Source organism: Trinickia sp. NRRL B-1857 (assembly GCF_050470685.1).
Taxonomy (GTDB): Bacteria; Pseudomonadota; Gammaproteobacteria; order Burkholderiales; family Burkholderiaceae; genus Trinickia.
Map to the genome: position 1 here is coordinate 1,503,955 of NZ_JBFLUK010000001.1, position 18,795 is coordinate 1,522,749.

Annotated in this window: 20 protein-coding genes; 11 read left to right on the top strand and 9 right to left on the bottom strand. The window is 63.4% G+C overall.

Features of this window, described 5'->3' with window-relative positions:
* The first annotated feature begins 146 nt into the window (after window positions 1–146).
* Window positions 147–305, top strand: a complete 159-nt coding sequence (locus AB1286_RS06600; RefSeq protein WP_206953216.1) for a DUF3096 domain-containing protein — start codon at window positions 147–149, stop codon at window positions 303–305.
* 32 nt (window positions 306–337) lie between these two features.
* On the opposite strand, the gene AB1286_RS06605 is transcribed toward AB1286_RS06600, so the two are convergent.
* Complete coding sequence (locus AB1286_RS06605) at window positions 338–583, bottom strand: hypothetical protein (protein ID WP_430362505.1); 246 nt, start codon at window positions 581–583, stop codon at window positions 338–340.
* A gap of 283 nt (window positions 584–866) precedes the next feature.
* Here AB1286_RS06605 and AB1286_RS06610 point away from each other — a divergent pair, with 283 nt between their 5' ends.
* Window positions 867–2,732: a glycoside hydrolase family 15 protein gene (locus AB1286_RS06610; RefSeq protein ID WP_430365005.1), complete on the top strand. Its 1,866-nt coding sequence runs from the start codon at window positions 867–869 to the stop codon at window positions 2,730–2,732.
* Window positions 2,733–2,964: 232 nt separating this feature from the next.
* Window positions 2,965–4,242 (top strand): polyhydroxyalkanoate depolymerase, encoded by a 1,278-nt coding sequence (locus AB1286_RS06615; protein ID WP_430362506.1) that lies wholly within the window; start codon window positions 2,965–2,967, stop codon window positions 4,240–4,242.
* 58 nt (window positions 4,243–4,300) lie between these two features.
* Here the strand turns inward: AB1286_RS06615 and AB1286_RS06620 are convergent, their stop codons facing one another.
* The gene (locus tag AB1286_RS06620) at window positions 4,301–4,933 is read right to left on the bottom strand and encodes a TetR family transcriptional regulator (protein WP_430362507.1); all 633 of its coding nucleotides are present in this window, start codon (window positions 4,931–4,933) and stop codon (window positions 4,301–4,303) included.
* A 158-nt stretch (window positions 4,934–5,091) separates the two neighbouring features.
* Between AB1286_RS06620 and rsxB the strand changes: the two genes are divergently transcribed.
* Together rsxB and nth are read left to right on the top strand one after the other, a co-directional pair.
* Window positions 5,092–6,090: an electron transport complex subunit RsxB gene (rsxB, locus tag AB1286_RS06625; RefSeq protein ID WP_430365006.1), complete on the top strand. Its 999-nt coding sequence runs from the start codon at window positions 5,092–5,094 to the stop codon at window positions 6,088–6,090.
* 23 nt (window positions 6,091–6,113) lie between these two features.
* A complete protein-coding gene (nth, locus tag AB1286_RS06630; RefSeq protein WP_430362508.1) occupies window positions 6,114–6,758 on the top strand; it encodes an endonuclease III in 645 nt (214 codons plus the stop codon).
* Window positions 6,759–6,797: 39 nt separating this feature from the next.
* On the opposite strand, the gene AB1286_RS06635 is transcribed toward nth, so the two are convergent.
* On the bottom strand, window positions 6,798–7,730 hold the full coding sequence (locus AB1286_RS06635; protein WP_430362509.1) for a DMT family transporter: 933 nt from the start codon (window positions 7,728–7,730) through the stop codon (window positions 6,798–6,800).
* Between the two features lie 232 nt (window positions 7,731–7,962).
* Between AB1286_RS06635 and AB1286_RS06640 the strand changes: the two genes are divergently transcribed.
* Window positions 7,963–8,394 (top strand): DUF1841 family protein, encoded by a 432-nt coding sequence (locus tag AB1286_RS06640; RefSeq protein WP_430362510.1) that lies wholly within the window; start codon window positions 7,963–7,965, stop codon window positions 8,392–8,394.
* Window positions 8,395–8,534: 140 nt separating this feature from the next.
* Here AB1286_RS06640 and AB1286_RS06645 read toward each other — a convergent pair whose 3' ends face one another.
* Together AB1286_RS06645 and AB1286_RS06650 are read right to left on the bottom strand one after the other, a co-directional pair.
* The gene (locus AB1286_RS06645; RefSeq protein WP_430362511.1) at window positions 8,535–8,915 is read right to left on the bottom strand and encodes a c-type cytochrome; all 381 of its coding nucleotides are present in this window, start codon (window positions 8,913–8,915) and stop codon (window positions 8,535–8,537) included.
* A 51-nt stretch (window positions 8,916–8,966) separates the two neighbouring features.
* Window positions 8,967–9,335, bottom strand: coding sequence for a c-type cytochrome (locus AB1286_RS06650; RefSeq protein ID WP_430362512.1), 369 nt, complete (start codon window positions 9,333–9,335; stop codon window positions 8,967–8,969).
* A 247-nt stretch (window positions 9,336–9,582) separates the two neighbouring features.
* On the opposite strand from AB1286_RS06650, the gene AB1286_RS06655 reads away from it, so the two are divergent.
* From AB1286_RS06655 to AB1286_RS06675, 5 genes are all read left to right on the top strand, one after another.
* A complete protein-coding gene (locus AB1286_RS06655) occupies window positions 9,583–10,425 on the top strand; it encodes an AAA family ATPase (RefSeq protein WP_430362513.1) in 843 nt (280 codons plus the stop codon).
* Between the two features lie 51 nt (window positions 10,426–10,476).
* Window positions 10,477–11,652 (top strand): vWA domain-containing protein, encoded by a 1,176-nt coding sequence (locus AB1286_RS06660; protein ID WP_430362514.1) that lies wholly within the window; start codon window positions 10,477–10,479, stop codon window positions 11,650–11,652.
* 107 nt (window positions 11,653–11,759) lie between these two features.
* Complete coding sequence (locus AB1286_RS06665) at window positions 11,760–12,959, top strand: benzoate/H(+) symporter BenE family transporter (protein WP_430365007.1); 1,200 nt, start codon at window positions 11,760–11,762, stop codon at window positions 12,957–12,959.
* A gap of 149 nt (window positions 12,960–13,108) precedes the next feature.
* Complete coding sequence (gene tal / locus AB1286_RS06670; protein ID WP_430362515.1) at window positions 13,109–14,062, top strand: transaldolase; 954 nt, start codon at window positions 13,109–13,111, stop codon at window positions 14,060–14,062.
* A 34-nt stretch (window positions 14,063–14,096) separates the two neighbouring features.
* Window positions 14,097–14,516: a VOC family protein gene (locus AB1286_RS06675; RefSeq protein ID WP_430362516.1), complete on the top strand. Its 420-nt coding sequence runs from the start codon at window positions 14,097–14,099 to the stop codon at window positions 14,514–14,516.
* Here the strand turns inward: AB1286_RS06675 and AB1286_RS06680 are convergent.
* The 4 genes from AB1286_RS06680 to AB1286_RS06695 all read right to left on the bottom strand — a co-directional run bounded on the left by AB1286_RS06680 (window position 14,513) and on the right by AB1286_RS06695 (window position 18,772).
* Window positions 14,513–15,649 (bottom strand): FUSC family protein, encoded by a 1,137-nt coding sequence (locus tag AB1286_RS06680; RefSeq protein WP_430362517.1) that lies wholly within the window; start codon window positions 15,647–15,649, stop codon window positions 14,513–14,515. The genes AB1286_RS06675 and AB1286_RS06680 overlap by 4 nt on opposite strands.
* A 154-nt stretch (window positions 15,650–15,803) precedes the next feature.
* Window positions 15,804–17,354 (bottom strand): monocarboxylate uptake permease MctP, encoded by a 1,551-nt coding sequence (gene mctP / locus AB1286_RS06685; RefSeq protein WP_430362518.1) that lies wholly within the window; start codon window positions 17,352–17,354, stop codon window positions 15,804–15,806.
* Complete coding sequence (locus tag AB1286_RS06690) at window positions 17,351–17,593, bottom strand: DUF3311 domain-containing protein (protein WP_430362519.1); 243 nt, start codon at window positions 17,591–17,593, stop codon at window positions 17,351–17,353. Before AB1286_RS06690 ends, mctP begins: the two co-directional genes overlap by 4 nt.
* A gap of 243 nt (window positions 17,594–17,836) precedes the next feature.
* Window positions 17,837–18,772, bottom strand: a complete 936-nt coding sequence (locus tag AB1286_RS06695) for a spermidine synthase (protein ID WP_430362520.1) — start codon at window positions 18,770–18,772, stop codon at window positions 17,837–17,839.
* Window positions 18,773–18,795: the final 23 nt, after the last annotated feature.

Consider the following 18,795-nt stretch of genomic DNA (forward strand, 5'->3'; position numbering starts at 1 on the left):
ATCGCCGAAGTACGTTCGTACCGGGCCGGCACTTTGCATAGGGTCCGAGTGGACGCTTACCGCCCTCGGCTCGATAGCATGCGAAAGGCCCGGCCGGCGGCGGCGCGTCGACTCAGCGTTCAAAAAAGGAAATCAAAGGAGCCGCTATGAATATCTTCGTCAGCTTGGGACCGCTCGCCGCACTGATCGCGGGCATTCTGATTCTGGTCGTGCCGCGACTGCTGAACTACATCGTCGCGCTGTACCTCATCATCATCGGATTGCTGGGGCTGCTAGGCCCGGGCGCTCACTCGCTGCATCTCTGAGCGGGCGCACCGGGCCCGCATTCGGCTCGACCTCAGCCGTTGACGAACTGGTCGAGTCGCAGCTTGCCCTGCAACGATAGGCCGCCGACAGCATAATGACCGTCACCGTCGCGATGACGCTTGAAGCAGCCGCGCTCGATCAAGAATGCGGCTGCCGTTTCCATGGCGTTGCGCGTCAGACCGAGGGTGCGGGGATCGAGTTGGAGCAAGGCGTCGTCACCCAGCTCGCGTGCTGCGGAAAGGATCGTGATGCAGTCGACCTTCGACGGATTCAGCATGGCGTCAATTCTCACTTTAGGTGTTGATGACTAGCGCATTGGTGGCCGAGTGCGCGTCGCGCTGTGCATAGCTCGTTGTATCGGAAGCGCACGGCCGGAATCCCCGAAGCCCGATTGTAGCCAGCCATTTTGCGCCATGGCAACGCGAAATCGTTTCCGGCCCGACCCGCCCGACGCGTGACCTAAGCATCGCGCGAACGCGTGGGCAGGCATGGACATTGACACGCATTTGCCGTCGTATTTGTATTGGCATTCGCCCGCATCGAGGAGAAACACCCACATCATGCCCGCCCACATCGAAGACTATGCTCTGGTCGGCGACGGTCACACGGCCGCGCTCATTTCGCGTGAAGGTTCCGTCGATTGGCTGTGCTGGCCCCGCTTCGATTCGGGGGCCTGTTTGGCCGCGCTGCTCGGCAAGGAGGAACATGGATCTTGGCGCCTCGAACCGATGCCGGGCACTTCAGTCTCATGCACGCGGCGTTATCGGGGCGAAACGCTGATCCTGGAGACGCGTCACGAAACCGCTGACGGCGCCGTCACCGTGATCGATTTCATGCCGCCGGGCAATGGCCGCTCGGAGCTCGTCCGCCTCGTCGTCGGGGAGCGCGGACGCGTACCGATGCGCATGTCGCTCACGCTGCGCTTCGACTATGGCCTCTCGGTCCCCTGGGTCACCCGGCTCCCGGCGGCCGGCGAGCACCGCCTGGGCGGCATTAAAGCGGTCGTCGGGCCCGACACCGTGGTGCTACGCACGCCGGTGGAGTTGCACGGCGAAAACATGCATACCGTCGCGGAGTTCACCGTGGCCGAAGGCGAAAAGATCCCGTTCGTGCTCGCCTATTCGGCCTCGCATGAACGTCTGCCGCCGTTGAAAAATCCGCTCGATTTGCTCGAACACACTGAGCAGTACTGGCGGGAGTGGATCGCCCAATGCGACGTACGAGGCCGCTACGCCGAACCGATCCGGCGCTCGCTGATCACGCTCAAAGCGCTGGCCTACAAGCCGACGGGCGGCATCGTCGCGGCACCCACGACGTCGCTGCCCGAGAGGCTTGGCGGCTCGCGCAATTGGGACTACCGGTACTGCTGGCTGCGCGACGCCACGATCACACTGCTCGCCCTGATGCGCTGCGGCTTTTACGACGAGGCGCGCGCTTGGCGGGTATGGCTCGAACGCGCGCTCGCGGGTTCGCCGGCGCAAGCGCAAATCATGTACGGCGTGGCCGGCGAGCGCCGCTTACCCGAGACGGAAATCGATTGGCTCCCCGGCTATGAAGGCGCGAGCCCGGTGCGAATCGGCAACAAGGCGGTCGGGCAGCTACAGCTCGACGTTTATGGCGAAGTGATGAACGCACTGCATCTTGCGCGCGTCGGGGGGCTGCATGCCGACGAAGCCGTCTGGGCGTTGCAATGCGTGATGCTCGAGCATCTCGAGACCATTTGGGTCGAACCCGATGAGGGCCTGTGGGAAGTGCGCAGCGGTCCGCGCCAGTTCACGTTCTCGAAGGTGATGGCGTGGGTTGCCTTCGACCGGGCGATCCGCTCAGCCGAGAAATTCAACCTGTCCGGGCCGATCGACCGGTGGCGCTCGGTGCGCGAGTACATCCATGCCGATGTGTGCACGAAAGGCTGGAACGAGGAACGGCGCACCTTCACGCAGATATACGGCGGCGACGAGCTCGACGCGAGCCTCCTTCTGATCCCGCTCGTGGGCTTTTTGCCGCCGGACGATTCGCGCATCGCCTCGACGATGGCGGCGATCGAGAAAGATCTCATGTTCGACGGCTTCGTGAGCCGCTACCGGACGCACAAGGTGGACGACGGGCTGCCGCCCGGCGAAGGCACCTTCCTCGCGTGCAGCTTTTGGATGGTCGACAACCTCGCGCTGCAAGGGCGAATGCGAGAGGCCCACGAAATGTACGAACGCCTGGCGAACCTCGTCAACGACGTCGGCTTACTATCGGAGGAATACGACCCGCAAACCGGCCGGTTCACGGGCAATTTCCCGCAAGCGTTTTCCCACGTCGCGCTCGTTCACACGGGGTTGAACTTGATGCGCCACGAGGAATCGATGGCACACGCCACGGGGCATCCGAGCGGCGCCGCGAGCGATCCGCCCCCGGAATTGGACAACGAGGCGCTCTAGAACCGCCCGGCGGTGCGGCTGCGCAGGGCCGGGCCGATATCGGCACGATTGCTGCGCAGCAGTATCCGGGAAAGTCCCTGGCCTAGGCCGCGAATTGCTGCGTTGCAACAACGACGTTTGTCCCTTATCATCAATTGAGTCACATCGCCACGAGCAACCGTGCGGTACCCCAGCCGCGACGCCGAGCGCCGCATTTTTATTGCCCCGTCCCACCCCGCGGGAGCCCCAAATCATGCTTTACCAGTTTTACGAATATCAGCGCGCGCTTTTGAATCCGCTGACCGCCTGGGCGCAAGCCGCGTCGAAGTCGTTCGCCAATCCCGCGAGCCCGTTCGCCTACGTGCCCGGCGCGACTCGTCTGTCGGCGGGTTATGAATTGCTGTATCGGCTCGGCAAAGATTACGAAAAGCCCGAATTCGACATTCATCAAATCGTCAAAGACGGCCATAACATCCCGATCATCGAACAAACGATTGTCGAAAAGCCGTTTTGCCGGCTGCTGCGCTTCAAGCGCTTCGCCGACGATCCGGACGCGGTCTCCCAGCTGAAGGACGAACCTGTCGTCCTCGTATGCGCGCCGCTGTCGGGGCACCATTCCACGCTGTTGCGCGATACGGTACGCACGCTGTTGCAAGACCATAAGGTCTACATCACCGACTGGGTCGATGCGCGCATGGTCCCGCTCGAGGACGGCCCGTTCCATTTGGACGATTACGTCGCCTACATCCAGGAATTCATTCGCCACATCGGCGCGAAGAATCTGCACGTGCTCTCGGTGTGCCAACCCACGGTGCCCGTTCTGGCCGCGATTTCGCTCATGGCGAGCCGCGGCGAGGACACGCCGCGCACGATGACGATGATGGGTGGACCGATCGACGCACGGCGCAGCCCCACGTCCGTCAACTCGCTCGCGATGCAGCGCTCGTATCAATGGTTCGAGAACAACGTGATTCACACGGTGCCGTCGAACTATCCGGGCGTCGGCCGCCATGTGTATCCCGGTTTCTTGCAGCATGCGGGCTTCGTCGCGATGAACCCTGAGCGCCACGCCGCCTCGCATTGGGACTTCTATCAGAGCCTGCTGCGCGGCGACGAAGACGATGCCGAAGCGCACCGCCGTTTCTACGACGAGTACAACGCGGTGCTCGATATGGCCGCCGAGTATTACCTCGACACGATTCGCATCGTCTTCCAAGAGTTCCGGCTAGCGGAGGGCACCTGGGAGATCGAAGGCGAACCCGTCCGTCCGCAGGACATCAAGAAGACTGCGCTCTTTACGATCGAGGGTGAACTGGACGACATCTCGGGCTGCGGCCAAACGCGCGCGGCGCATGACCTATGCGCGGGCATTCCCGAGAAAAACAAGCATCACTTCACCGCCGAGAAGTGCGGCCACTACGGCATCTTTTCGGGCCGCCGCTGGCGCACGATCATCTACCCGCAATTGCGCGATTTCATTCTCGAGCACAATCGCGAAACGAAGCGCTCGCGCGAGCCCATCGAAGCGTAACCGCAAGCACCAAGCGCCGCCCGGCGAGTACGCCGGGCCGGCCGCTTGAAGCCGGTGCTTATTTGCGCATCAGGTACGCAAGCAACAACTCGGTATTCATACGCACCATTTCCGCTCGCTCGGCCGGCGCACTGAAATCGCGGCCCAGCGAAGCCTCGAGCGTAAAGCGATTGGACACGATGTAATAGCCGAGCCCCGAAAGCGCGACATACAGGCGCAAGGGATCGATATTCGCGCGAAAGAGTCCCGCACGCTGCCCTCGTTCCAAAATAGACGACAGCGTTGCCACCATCGGCGAAATCATTTCGCGAATGCGTGACGACTTTTGGATATAGCGCGCTTCGTGCAAATTCTCGTTGTTGAGCAGGCGCAGCAAGTCGGGATGGTCGCGATAGTAGTCCCAAACGAAATGCGCGAGCCGCGTGATGGCTTCGACGGGCGCAATACCGTTCAGATCGAGCGTCTTTTCCGCTTCGGTCAATGCGCCGAAAGCGTGTTCGAGTACCGCCGTGAAAAGCTGCTCTTTGCTACCGAAGTAGTAATAGAGCATGCGCTCGTTCGTCTCCGCCCGTCGGGCAATCTGATCGACGCGAGCGCCGAACAAACCACCATTCGCGAATTCTTCGGCCGCCGCAAGCAGAATCCGGCGCCGCGTCCCTTCTGGATCTCTTTTGATTTTCGATTGATTCATGGTGGCCTTTTTGCTTCGTGAGCCGCGTTGCCCCGTCACGCGGCCGGCCCTCCTTGACCTACGCCGGCAGCGTGAACGAGCGCGCCATTTTTCTGGGAAACTGCATGCGCCTCGTGCGAAAAAGCGCTTCGATTATGGCACAAGGGTGACCAATGGCAATCCGGGAAATCGGCGATAATGCGCTCTTTTCCCGCACGCGAAGCGCAACCGCGCCTGGCCAGTGCCCGGCGCGGGGCAACGCGTGCGCGGGCTGCATCGAGTATGCGGCCCGCGTGCTTCTTGACGTTCTCAACGTGACCGATCGTGTAACTCTCGCAGACCGCATCGAGGATCTGCTTCCGCAAACGCAATGCACCAAGTGCGGCTATGACGGCTGCCGGCCTTATGCCGAGGCCGTCGCGCACGGCGAGGCGAACTACAACCAATGCCCGCCCGGCGGCGCTCAGGGCATCGCACGGCTGGCCGCCCTGCTCGGCAAGCCCGTGATCCCGTTGAATCCCGTCAACGGCGAGGAACGGGCGCGGCCGCTGGCGGTCATCGACGAAACGCTCTGCATCGGCTGTACGTTGTGCATGCAGGCCTGTCCCGTCGATGCGATCGTCGGCGCCGCGAAGCAGATGCATACCGTCGTTGCCGAGCTTTGCACCGGCTGCGACTTGTGCGTCCCGCCATGCCCCGTGGACTGCATCGAGATGGTGCCCCTCACCGGCGAGCGCACCGGCTGGGCGGCATGGAGCCCGGAGCAGGCCGATGCGGCCCGGGTTCGCCACGACCGGCGCACGGCGCGTCTCGCGCGCGAACGAGAAGCCGCCGAGGCACGCGCCGCGGCCCGCCGGGCCGAAGCAGCGGCGCACGCTAGCGTGCCCGAAACGCAAGGCGCGGCTCAGGACGAAGCCGCGAACAAGCGCGCGATCATTCAAGCTGCGCTCGAACGAGCGCGGCAAAAGAAGGAAGCACAGGCGGCGCAGGGCGTCACACCGAGAAACGTCGAGAACGTCAGCGCGGACGTTCAGGCTCAGATCGATGCGGCCGAAGCCCGTCGCCAACGCCTAGGCGTCGCATCGACCACGACAAACGCGCGAGCAGCCGAGGCGAAAGCGCCTGCCGAGCCCGGAAAAGACGAGCGCGACGGTCCGGCCACACCCGGGGATCGCTGACCCATTTCACATCGAAGCGCAGCATGAACGCACAAAAACGACGCGCCATCTACGAAACGCTGCAAAGCCTCAATCCGCATCCGACGACCGAGCTCGAATACACGACGCCGTTCGAGTTGCTGATCGCCGTCATGCTGTCCGCGCAAGCGACCGATGTATCCGTCAACAAGGCCATGCGCAAGATGTTCCCGGTAGCAAACACGCCGCAGGCCGTGCTCGAGCTCGGCGAGGCGGGCGTCACCGAGTACATCAAGACGATTGGGCTTTATCGGACCAAGGCGAAGAACGTCATCGCCACGTGCCGGATCTTGCTCGAACAGTACGGCGGCGAGGTGCCCGCGCAGCGCGAAGCGCTGGAAAGCCTGCCCGGCGTCGGTCGCAAGACGGCCAATGTCGTGCTCAATACGGCATTCGGTCAACCGACGGTCGCCGTCGACACCCACATCTTCCGCGTCGCCAATCGAACGGGGCTCGCACCGGGCAAGGACGTACGCGCGGTCGAAGCCGCGCTCGAGAAGTTCACGCCGCCCGAGTTCTTGCATGACGCGCACCATTGGCTAATTCTGCACGGGCGCTATGTCTGCAAGGCACGCCGCCCCGAGTGCTGGCATTGCGCCATCGAGCCGCTGTGCGAGTACAAGCCGAAAACGCCGCCGCCCGAGCTTTGATCGCCCGTCGGCGCGCCCGCTCGGCACGCTGACGTCGATTTAGAGATTGCCTTCGAGGGCCACGGCCTCATCGTGCGGACCGCCGCCGGCCCCGACGAGCCATAGGACAGCGGCGAGAACCGCCGCGCCGCCGCACCACTGCAACAGCGTCAGCCGCTCGCCGAGCAATATCGCCGCGAGCAAGACCGTCACCACCGGCTCCAGCGTCGAGAGCATCGAAGTACGCGCCGCTCCGAGCCGTGTGAGGCCCGCGAAAAACGCGAGCATCGCCGTCACAGTCGAAACGAGCGCGATCGCGACGAGCGCCGCCCAGGCCAGCGGGGTCGTGGGCAGATGCGGGGGTGCCCCCGAGAGCGTGCGCACGAGCGACGCACCGCAAAATACGGCCGCCGCCGATAAACAAACCACCGCGGTGGTCGCTAACGGATCGACACCCTCCGTAAGCCGCGCGCCGGCCACGATGTACAGCGAATAGATGACGGCCGCCGCGAGCGCGAGCCCTATGCCGAGGGGCTCGCCGTGTCCTCCGCCCACCATGAGCGCGGAGCCCGCTAGGCACAGCACGAGGGCGGCCCCTTTCACGCGCGTCAGGCGCTCTCCGAGCCAGAGCGCAGCCAATAGCGTGACGAAGGCCGGGTACAGATACAGCAGCAGTGCAACGAGGCTCGCCTGCGCATGCTGAAGGGCGATGAAATAACTCAGCGATTGACCCACATAGCCGAGCGCCCCCATGGCGCAAATGCCGGCCAAGGCGCGCCCGCGCGGCCAACGCACGCCGCGACGCCACGCGATTGCGGCAAGCACCGTACCGCCGATGAGAAACCGGAGCGTCAGCAACCCGAGGACATCGGTGCCGCCCGCATAGGCGTATCGCCCGAAAATCGCCATGGCGCCGAACGCGCAGGCGGACAAGGCAACGAGCAACGCACCGCGCAAGGTATCGGCGCGCGAATGATCGTGAAGGTCGGGCATCGAAAAAAGGGGTGTCGTAATCGAGCTGTTTGTTTGTTTCGTCCAACGAGGGCTGGAGTCGCGTGCGCGCGACGCCGCCGCTCGCCGCTTCGCGCCGATCGATTCTACCTGTGCGATGGAGCGCCCGGCGAGCGCGGCCTATCGCGGCGTAAAATAATGGATTGGCCGCTGGCCGCCGTCGCAAGACGGGTCACGCTGCCCGGCACCCCTGAAACAAAGGTCGATTTACACGATGTTCAATCCGAGCCGCGACGAAGTCCGACGTTTTTTCATCGATACCTGGCGCAAGCAGCGCGCCGGAGACATTCTCACGCCGCTCGAAGCAATCGCGGCCGACTGGATCGTCGAACACCCCGAATACCATGCCGAGTTGTCCGATGAGGCAACGGCAGCGGCCGATTACGCCCCCGAGGCGGGCCGCACGAACCCGTTCTTACATCTGTCGATGCATCTCGCGATCAGCGAGCAACTGTCGATCGATCAGCCGCCCGGTATCCGAGCCGCGTACGAGCGGCTCGCCGCACGGCTCGGCTCCACGCACGAGGCGCAGCACGCGATCATGGAGTGTCTAGGCGAAACGATCTGGGAAGCGCAGCGCAACAACACGCCGCCCGACACCGACGCCTACCTAGCCCGCATCGAGCGTCGCGCGTCGAGGGATTGAGGGCAAGGCGGCTGCGACATCCTGCGACATCTTGTCGCAGCATCGATTTTCGATAAAAAAACACCCCGCATAGCGGGGTGCTTCTCGATCGGCAACGCGCGGGGGCATGGAGGCGTACCGCGACGCCCCGGCGTGCGAGCTTACTTCTTGTCGACGAGATCGCCTTGAAGCGACTCGAGGTATGCGCCGATGTCCTTCATGTCGCTGAGCGACAAGCCTTGCACCTGGGCCTGCATGATGGCGTTGTTGCGGCCGAAGTTCGGGTTGCCCGTGCCCATTTGGTACTGGCGCAGGGCCATCACGATGTAGTCGGCGTGCTGCCCGGCCAGCTTCGGATAGTCGCCGCTGACAGGCTTGGTGAACGTGGCGCCGTGGCAAGCCGCGCAGTTGTGCGCTTCGATGAGCGCTTTGCCGTTGTCGACGCTGGCCGCATGGGCCGAACCGGCCGCCCCGAAGGCTGCGACGAGCGCCGCGCAAGCGGCCTTGACGGCGAAGCGCAGTGCCTGATCAGGTTTGTTCATGAATTCTCCTATCCCGCGAAATGAGGTAGCTGGAAGCGTCCGTTGGGACGGTCACTTGTCGGGATTGTCTTTCGACGCCGGCGTTTGCGAGGCGTAGTACGCCGCGATATCGGCGATATCCTGGTCCGACAGCGACGCCGCGATCGCATGCATCGTCTGGAAGTGGCGGTCGCCCTTCTTGTACGCGTGCAGCGCGTTATCGAGGTATTGCTGGTTTTGCCCACCGAGGATCGGCACGTGATAGACCTCGGGGAACGCAGTGCGGTAATCGGGAATGCCGTGGCAACCGATGCACATGGCAACCTTGCCCTGGCCCGCCTTTGCGTTGCCGACCACATCGGCCGCCTGCGCGCTCACCGCAAACCCCGCCAGCGCGGCGAGCGCTGCGGTCACGACATGTTTGCCGACGAAAGAGTTCATAGGTTCTAACCTGGCTTGAGGGGAAACGAGCGCCCGCTAAACGCCTGCGGGCAATGGCGCTGCGCCGTTCTTGTTGTCGAAATCGCAACGAGCGGCCAAAAAAATCGCGGCAATTGTACCGCGCCGCTCGGCCGGGCGTCCACCCGGCACCGCCGGGCACAAGCCGTCCGACACGATAAAGCCGGTTGACAAAGTCGCCTAGCCCTTCTGACTTATACTGGGTTTTTTTCTCAGGAAGCAGGCCGCCATGCGCTTCGAAGGCTCGTCGCAGTACGTCGCCACCGACGATCTCAAACTCGCCGTCAACGCCGCGATGACGCTCAAGCGTCCGCTCCTGATCAAGGGCGAACCGGGCACGGGCAAGACGATGCTGGCCGAGGAAGTCGCGGCCTCGCTGGGTATGCCGCTTTATCAGTGGCACATCAAATCGACGACCAAAGCACAGCAAGGTCTGTACGAATACGATGCCGTCTCGCGGCTGCGCGACTCGCAACTCGGCGATGCGCGTGTGCAGGACATCGCGAACTACATCGTGAAGGGCGTGCTCTGGCAAGCGTTCGAATCGGACGTACCCGCGGTGCTTTTGATCGACGAGATCGACAAAGCGGACATCGAGTTTCCGAACGATTTGCTGCGCGAACTCGACCGCATGGAATTTCACGTCTACGAGACGCGCGAGGTCGTACGCGCGAGGCACCGTCCGCTCGTCGTCATCACGTCGAACAACGAAAAGGAGCTGCCCGACGCGTTCTTGCGCCGCTGCTTCTTTCACTACATCCAGTTCCCGGATCCGGCCACGATGCAGCGCATCGTCGACGTACATTACCCCGGCATCCGCGAGGACCTGCTGCGCGCGGCCTTGACGAGCTTCTTCGAATTGCGCGCCGTATCGGGCCTCAAGAAGAAGCCGTCGACCTCCGAATTGCTCGATTGGCTCAAGCTGCTGCTCGCCGAGGACATCCCCGCCGAGGCCCTGCGCTCGATCGATCAAAAGCAGGTCGTGCCGCCGCTCGCTGGCGCGCTGCTCAAGAACGAGCAGGACATGAGCCTGCTCGAGCGCTTGGTGTTCATGAACCGCCACAACCGCTAACCCACGGCGCACCCTCGCGCCTTCGGCGCTCGCGCATACAGAGACATCGGCATGCTGATCGACTTTTTCTATTCGCTGCGCGCGGCCCAATTGCCGGTGTCGGTCAAGGAGTATCTGACGCTCGTCGAGGCGCTGCGCGAGCGCGTAATCGCCCCCTCGCTCGACGAGTTCTACTATCTCGCCCGCCTCACGCTCGTGAAGGACGAACGTTACTTCGACAAGTTCGACCAGGCGTTCGGCGCCTACTTTCGCGGCGTGCAAGCACGGACCGATGCCGCCTTCGAGCTGCCGCTCGATTGGCTCGAGCAGCGGCTGCGCCGCGAGCTTTCGCCCGAGGAGAAAGCGCAGATCGAGGCGATGGGCGGGCTCGATAAGCTCATGGAGCGCTTGAAGGAACTCTTCGACGAGCAGAAGGAGCGTCACGAAGGCGGCAGCAAATGGATCGGCACGGGCGGCACGTCGCCGTTCGGCAACGGCGGCTATAACCCCGAAGGCGTCCGAATCGGCGGTCCATCGGCCGGCAACCGAACGGCCGTCAAGGTCTGGGAGGCCCGTGGCTATCGCGACTACGACGATCAGGTGGAAATCGGCACGCGTAACATCAAGGTCGCGCTGCGCCGGCTGCGCCGCTTCGCGCGCGAGGGCGCGGCGGACGAACTCGATCTGCCCGACACGATTCGCAGCACGGCCGCCAACGCCGGTTGGCTCGATCTGAAGATGGTGCCCGAGCGGCACAACACGGTCAAAGTGTTGATGTTGCTCGACGTCGGCGGTTCGATGGACGACCACATCAAGCGCACCGAGGAGCTGTTTTCGGCGGCGAAGGCCGAATTCAAGCACCTCGAGTTCTACTACTTCCACAACTGCGTCTACGACCACCTCTGGAAGAACAACCGGCGCCGGCACGTAGAGCGCATGCCGACTTGGGACGTCTTGCACAAGTACACGCCCGAGTACAAGCTCATCTTCGTCGGCGACGCAACGATGAGCCCCTACGAGGTGCTCCAAGCCGGGGGATCGGTCGAATACAACAATCCCGAGGCCGGCGCGGTATGGTTGCGCCGTCTAGCAGATCGCTTTCCCCACCATGCGTGGCTCAATCCCGAACCCGAAGGATTGTGGGAGTATCGTCAATCCGTTTCGATCATTCGGCAGTTGCTCGGCGAGCGCATGTACCCGCTGACGCTAGCAGGGCTCGAAGCGGCGATGCGCAGGCTCACCAAATAACCCCGCGCTTCGCACGCGTTTCGAGCGATTCGGCCGTCTAGTCCTTTAGCCTTTTTTTCGCCGCTGCCCGGTATCAAGCACCCATGACATCACCCTCTGCTCCCGATATGCCGGGTCCCTTTTCGGTCCGCCGCGCGCTCGTGCGCCCGCTCGCCGATACGTCGCTGCACTCGATCGTCGCCGGCTTCGTCGCGATGATGACCGGATATACGAGTTCGCTTGTGCTCGTGTTTCAAGCGGGCCGCGCCGCGCAATTGTCCGACGCGCAAGTTTCGTCATGGATCTGGGCGCTCTCCCTGGGTATGGCGCTCTCGAGCATCGGTCTATCGCTACGCTTTCGCACGCCCGTGGTGGTTGCCTTCTCGACGCCCGGCGCCGCGCTGCTGATCGCGTCGTTGCCGCACGTCCCCTACGCGGATGCGATCGGCGCGTTCATCGTGAGCGCCGTGTTGGTCACGGCCGTCGGTCTGACGGGCTGGTTCGATGCGCTCATGAAACGCGTCCCGGCCGGCATCGCCGCGGCACTGCTCGCCGGCATCTTGTTCGAGATCGGCATCGAAATCTTTCATGCGGCGCAGTATCAGACGACGCTCGTGCTGACGATGTTCTTCGTCTACCTATTCATCAAGCGCCTCGCACCGCGCTACGCCATCTTGTCGACGCTCGCCGTCGGCACGGCCGTCGCGGCGGGCCTCGGACTCCTCGATTTCAGCCGCTTTCACATCGCGCTCGCGCATCCCGTCTTCACGATGCCGCACTTCTCGCTATCGGCGGCCGTCAGCGTGGGCGTGCCGCTGTTCGTCGTTGCGATGGCGTCGCAGAACATGCCGGGCGTCGCCGTGCTGCGTGCCGACGGCTATTCCGTACCGTCGGCGCCGCTCATTTCGACGACGGGCATCGCCTCGATGTTGCTCGCCCCGTTCGGCGCGCACGGCGTCACGCTCGCCGCGATCACCGCAGCGATTTGCACGGGTCCCGAAGCGCACGAAGACCGCAAGAAGCGCTATACGGCGGCCGTTTGGTGCGGTCTGTTCTACCTCGTCGCCGGCATCTTCGGCGCGACGATCGCAGCCTTATTCGCCGCGCTGCCGAAAGCGCTCGTCGTATCGGTGGCGGCGCTTGCGCTGTTCGGCTCGATCATGACCGGCCTCACCAATGCGATGAGCAACGTACGCGAACGCGAAGCCGCGCTCGTGACGTTCATGGTGACCGCCTCGGGACTCACGCTGCTCTCGATCGGATCGGCGTTCTGGGGGCTCGTCGCCGGCGTCATTACGCAGGTGGTGTTGAATGCGCGGCGGACGTAACCCGAGCCGCCCGTTCCGGCCCCATCGCACCCCGAACGCGACAGGCCTAAAATAGTCTCATTTACAGTGGGTCGCGCCGCTTGAGCGGTTTTAGCGGTGCGACCCTGATCCCACCCATACCGGAGGCGCGCCGCGCTACTGAATCGACTATGACCAATGCTCTCGACCAACTGAAGCAGCACACGATTGTCGTCGCGGATACCGGCGACTTCCAGCAACTCGCGCAATACAAGCCGCGCGATGCCACCACGAACCCGTCGTTGATCCTCAAGGCGGTGCAAAAGGACGCCTACAAGCCCTTGCTCGAGAAAACCGTGCGCGAGCACGCGAGCAAGCCCGCCACGGCGATCATCGATCACTTGCTGATCGCTTTCGGCACCGAAATCTTGAAGATCATCCCGGGGCGCGTATCGACGGAAGTCGACGCGCGCCTTTCGTTCGACGCCAAGCGCTCGATCGATAAGGGTCACGAACTCATCAAGCTGTACGAAGCCGCCGGCATCGATCGCGAACGGATTTTGATCAAGCTCGCATCGACCTGGGAAGGCGTACGCGCGGCCGAAGTCCTGCAAAAGGAAGGCGTGAACTGCAACATGACGCTGCTGTTCTCGCCCGTTCAGGCGGCAGCGTGCGCCGAGGCCGGCGCGAAGCTGATCTCCCCGTTCGTCGGCCGTATCTACGATTGGTACAAGAAGCAAGCCGGCGCGGACTGGGACGAAGCCACGATGGGCGGCGCGAACGATCCCGGCGTGCAGTCGGTACGCCGCATCTACGCTTACTACAAGCGCTTCGGCTACAACACCGAAGTCATGGGCGCGAGCTTTCGCACGACGAATCAAATCGTCGAACTGGCCGGGTGCGATTTGCTGACGATCAGCCCCGATCTGCTGCAAAAGCTGCACGACAGCAACGAAACGGTCGAGCGCAAGCTGTCGCCGCAGGCGAGCGAGGGCGAGAAGATCGAGCGCATCGCTATCGACGAACCGTCGTTCCGCTTCCAACTCAACGACGACGCAATGGCAACCGAGAAGCTGGCCGAAGGCATCCGCGCATTCGCGGCCGATGCGATCAAGCTCGAGAAGCTGATCGAGGCCCTACGCTGAACGGCATCTCACGCAGACGAAGGGGGTAATCGCCATGGTGGTCCAACCGTACTTGCATTTCTACGGCCGCTGCGAGGAGGCGCTTGCGTTTTACGAGCAAGCGCTCGGAGCGCAAGTCACGTTCAAGATGCGTCACAAGGATGCGCCGGGCGACTATGCGTTGGCGGGCGAAGCGGGCGAGCGGATCATGCACGCTTCGTTCAAGGTCGGCCAAACGACCTTGATGGCCACCGACGGCCCCGCGAACGACGCGAATGCGCCGGCCTATTCGGGCTTCAGCATCTCCGTATCGCTCGACAATATGGCCAAGGGCGAAAAGATTTTCGACGCGCTGGCGCAAGGCGGCGAGATTCGTTTTCCTTGGCAATCGACGTTTTGGGCGAAAGGATTTGGCATGGTCGTCGATAAATTCGGCGTGCCGTGGATGGTCAACGTCGAGAATACCGAGCCTTAACCTGCCGGCGAACGGGAACCGCGCGTCCGCGCGCGGGCTGCCGCATCGCCCTCGATGTGCCAATACGGCTCCGTATCGGCGAGCAGCGCGCGCAGCACGTCCACTTGCTGGGCGAACCACCCGGCAATCCAGCGTGGCCCCGGCATCGTGTCGTCGGGCGCCCCGCTTCGCTCGTCGCCGATCTCATGCGCATCCCCCGCTGCAAGCGAGGGTACGGCCAAGCGCTCGCCGGCACGGGAATGCGAGCCGAATCGCAAAGCACGTGCCATCCTGAGCAATGCGGCACGCTCCACATACGCATCGTCGCCCATCTCCGCGCGAGTCGAGGGATGCATCGCCGCGCTCGTCGACATCATCTCAAGCGCACTCAACGTCGAACGATGCAGCCGCTGAATCGCCTCCAACCGCTTGAGCGGAATATCGACTTCCTTGGCGACGGAGGGCATCAACGACCGCAGCTTCACGAGCCGGCCGTTGAGCGCAGCGAAAGCCGCCACGTGCGTCTCGACGTCGAGCGGCCGGCCCCGTGCGATCCTCGCGCGAATGCGAGCGCAATCGCGCAAGTTGCGAGCGAGCAAATAGCGCCACGAATAGGTCGCATAAAGCGGCACGGCGAACGAAAACGCGAGCGCGATCACGATGCCGACCAAGACGTTGAGCGTGCGCCATAGCCCCGTATCGATCGTGCTATCGCCGTGTCCGGCCACGATGCAGATCGTGATGGCCGTCAGCAGCGCGATATAGCCGGCTTGGCCGATTGCGTAGTACCCGCATACGCCCGTGGCGATCGCCATGAGCAAATACGTAAGCGGCATCGATCCGATCAGATGCAGTTGAGCGATCAGCAAGAGCCCCACTGCGGCGCCGAGCAGCGTCCCTAGCGCGCGGTCGGCAGCCTTCTTGCGAATGTTGCCGTGATGCTGCAAGCCGCCGATCACGACGAGAACCGTCACGGAAGCCCAGATGCCGTTCGGCACGTGGATGCCGGTGGTGACGAGGATGGAGGCGAGCATCGCCAAACCCACACGTATGGCATGCAGCACGCTCGCATGGCGGTAGCGGTAGTACGGCGAAACGATGACGCTCGCGAGCGAACTCGCAAGCCATCGGAAAGGACGGAAACGGGTAATCACCGTGCAATTGTCGAGCAAATGCGGCGCCGAGTCGATACGCGTACGTGCGACGAATCCGCTGGTCGAAAAAAAAGGCGGCGCATGGCCGCCTGGCGCTTGAGCAAGCAGCGCGCCGTACCGCTCGCGCGAGGCGAGCGGCGCAGCGAGCCCGCGCTCAGCCTTCGACTACGTCGAGATAATCCTCCGGACGCGTGCGGTCTTCGGCATGGCTCATACCGATCGCGCGCACGACCAGGCTGACGACGATCGCGACCGCGAGGTTCACGATCAACGACCACACGGCCGCATAGCCGGGGATCGCGACGCCGCCGAGATGGATCGCGAAGATCGAACTCTTGAGCCCGTTCGACGCGGCCATCCACGTACCCACCGCAATACCCACGGCCCAGCCGGCGAGCAGACCGCGCGAGTCGAGCTTACGCGTGTAAAGCCCGAGCACGATCGCCGGCAGCGTTTGGATGATCCAGATCCCGCCGAGCAACTGCAATTGGATCGCGTAGGTCAACGGCAAGCCGAGAATGAACGCGACGGCGCCAACCTTCACGATCAGCGAAACGAGCTTGGCTACGCCGGTTTCCTGCTCGTGCGACATGTTGCGATTGACGAACTCCTTGTGGATGTTGCGCGTGTACAGGTTCGCCGCGGCGATCGACATGATCGCGGCCGGCACGAGCGCGCCGATCGCAATCGCCGCAAACGCCACGCCGACGAACCACGACGGGAAGAAGTGCAAGAACAACGCCGGCACGGCGAAGTTCGGTCCGAACGCCTTGAAGTACGGGGCGAACTCGGGCATATCCTTCACGCCCGAGGCCAGCGCCATATAGCCGAGCAGCGCCAACAAGCCGAGCACGAGCGAGTATGCGGGCAGCATCGCCATGTTGCGGCGGATGGTGTTGCCCGAGGACGAGGACAAGATTGCCGTGACCGAATGCGGGTACAGGAACAGCGCCAACGCCGAGCCGATGGCCAGTGTTGCGTACGCGCTGTAGCCGTTCATGCTCAGGGCGTCGGGTGCTTTCAGCAGCAGCTTGGCGGGCGGCACGACGCTGAAAATGTGGCCGAAGCCGCCGAGTTGCGCCGGAATGACGATGATCGCAGCGATGATCGTAATGTAGATCAGCAGATCCTTGACCACGGCGATCATAGCCGGAGCGCGCAGGCCCGACGTATAGGTATAGGCGGCGAGAATCGCGAACGCAATGATGAGCGGCAGATCGCCGACGAAACCCGAGGTATCGAAGCCGAGGCCGCCGATCACCACTTCGATGCCGACGAGCTGCAACGCGATATACGGCATCGTCGCGACGATACCCGTGACTGCGACAGCGAGCGCCAGCGTGCGGCTACCGTAGCGGGCGCTGACGAAGTCGGCCGACGTGACATAGCCATGGCGTTTCGCGACGGCCCACAGCTTGGGGAAGACGACGAACGCGAACGGATAGATCAGGATCGTATAAGGCAGCGCGAAAAAGCCCGTCGCGCCGGCGCCGAACACAAGCGCCGGCACGGCGACGAACGTATAGGCAGTATACAAGTCGCCGCCGAGCAGGAACCACGTGACGATCGTACCGAAGCGACGACCGCCGAGGCCCCACTCTTCCAGATGGGCGAGATCCCCGCGCCGCCAGTGCGCGGCGACGAAACCGAGGATCGTTACGCCGATGAAGAACAGGACGAAGACAAATGTTGCTGTTGCGTTCATCGAGCGTCTCCGGCAGAGGCGCCCGGCTTCGAACGCGATTTGGTCTTGAAATAGACGACGCCCGTGATGACGGCGCTCACCAGTACCCAGAACAGCTGGTACCAGTAGAAAAACGGAAAGCCCCAGAGTTGGGGGTCGACTTTGTTATACGACGGCACCCAGATCATCGCGATCCAGGGTACTACCAGCAGCCAGAGCCAGTGCTTGGAGGCCCGATTGGCGTCGGCATTGTGAGCCATGACGTCTCCTCTTTTACTCTTTTTCACCCCGCGGGACATCCCCTCGAGGGCGACGACCCAGATTTGAACCGTTCCGAAACCCGCGCGTGGAGCGGCCGGCCGGCAACCTTCAGCTTATTAAGCTTGGGAAGAGTATAAGAGCGTTGCCCGAGCGGTCAAGCGGGACAGACCCGGGGCCGGCCATACGCGGCAAGCCCGCCCGCCGCGCCTTCGCGCGATGCGGGGGGCAAATCGGCTCGACGCTCAGATTCTGAAAACGGCGCCGGCCGACGATGCGTCGCCGCCGCTGCGAGCGGCATCCACTTCGCGCAGCGCCTTCACCCAGCGCCGGGCCGGCAGTCCGAGCTTCGCCTCGATCAACTCCGCGCGGCGCACGAGCGAGGCATACGGCACGTCGAGCGCGGGGCCCGAGAACGCCAGCGCGATACGATTGCCCTCGTGCACTTCGGGCAACGCGATCACTCGACCGTCGAACGCTGCGTTCAGGTGCTTCATGTTGCGCACGAAGCTCGGATGATCGCCGAACAGATTGATCGTCGCGACGCCGGCGCCGGTCAAGCAAGCCCGCACCGCGCGATAGAACGCCACGGTATCGAGCACGGGACCGCGCGCCGTCGCATCGTAAAGATCGATTTGCAACGCGCCGATCGTCCCGTGATTGGCGCGGTCGTTCACGAAATCCCAGGCATCGGTCTCGTGGACCGTCAAGCGCGCGTCGTCTTGGGGCAACGCGAACATCGTGCGCGCCGCCACGACGACGGCCGGATTCAGTTCTACGGCTTCGACGTGCGCGCGTCGCAAGAAGCGATAGGCGAACTTGGTCAGCGCCGCCGCGCCGAGGCCAAGTTGCACGACGCGTTTCGGCGTTTCCAAAAAGAGCAGCCAGGCCATCATTTGCTCGGCATATTCGAGCTCGATGCGGTCGGGCTTGTTGATACGCATCGCGCCTTGCACCCACTCGGTGCCGAAGTGCAGAAAGCGCACGCCGCCCTCTTCGGAGAACGTGACTGGCGCGAACCGCGGTTTGCGCGGCAGCTCGATACGCGGCGCATCGTGGGGAAAATCGTCGGCTGCGTCGGGGCGCGACGCGCGCGAGCGCTTACGCTTGGCTTGCTCGTCACGTTGGCCGCGTGCGAAAGCGCGCGCCTCAGCCGAAGCGCGCTTGATGAGATCGGTCATGGAAAAATAGGTGCGCACGTAGG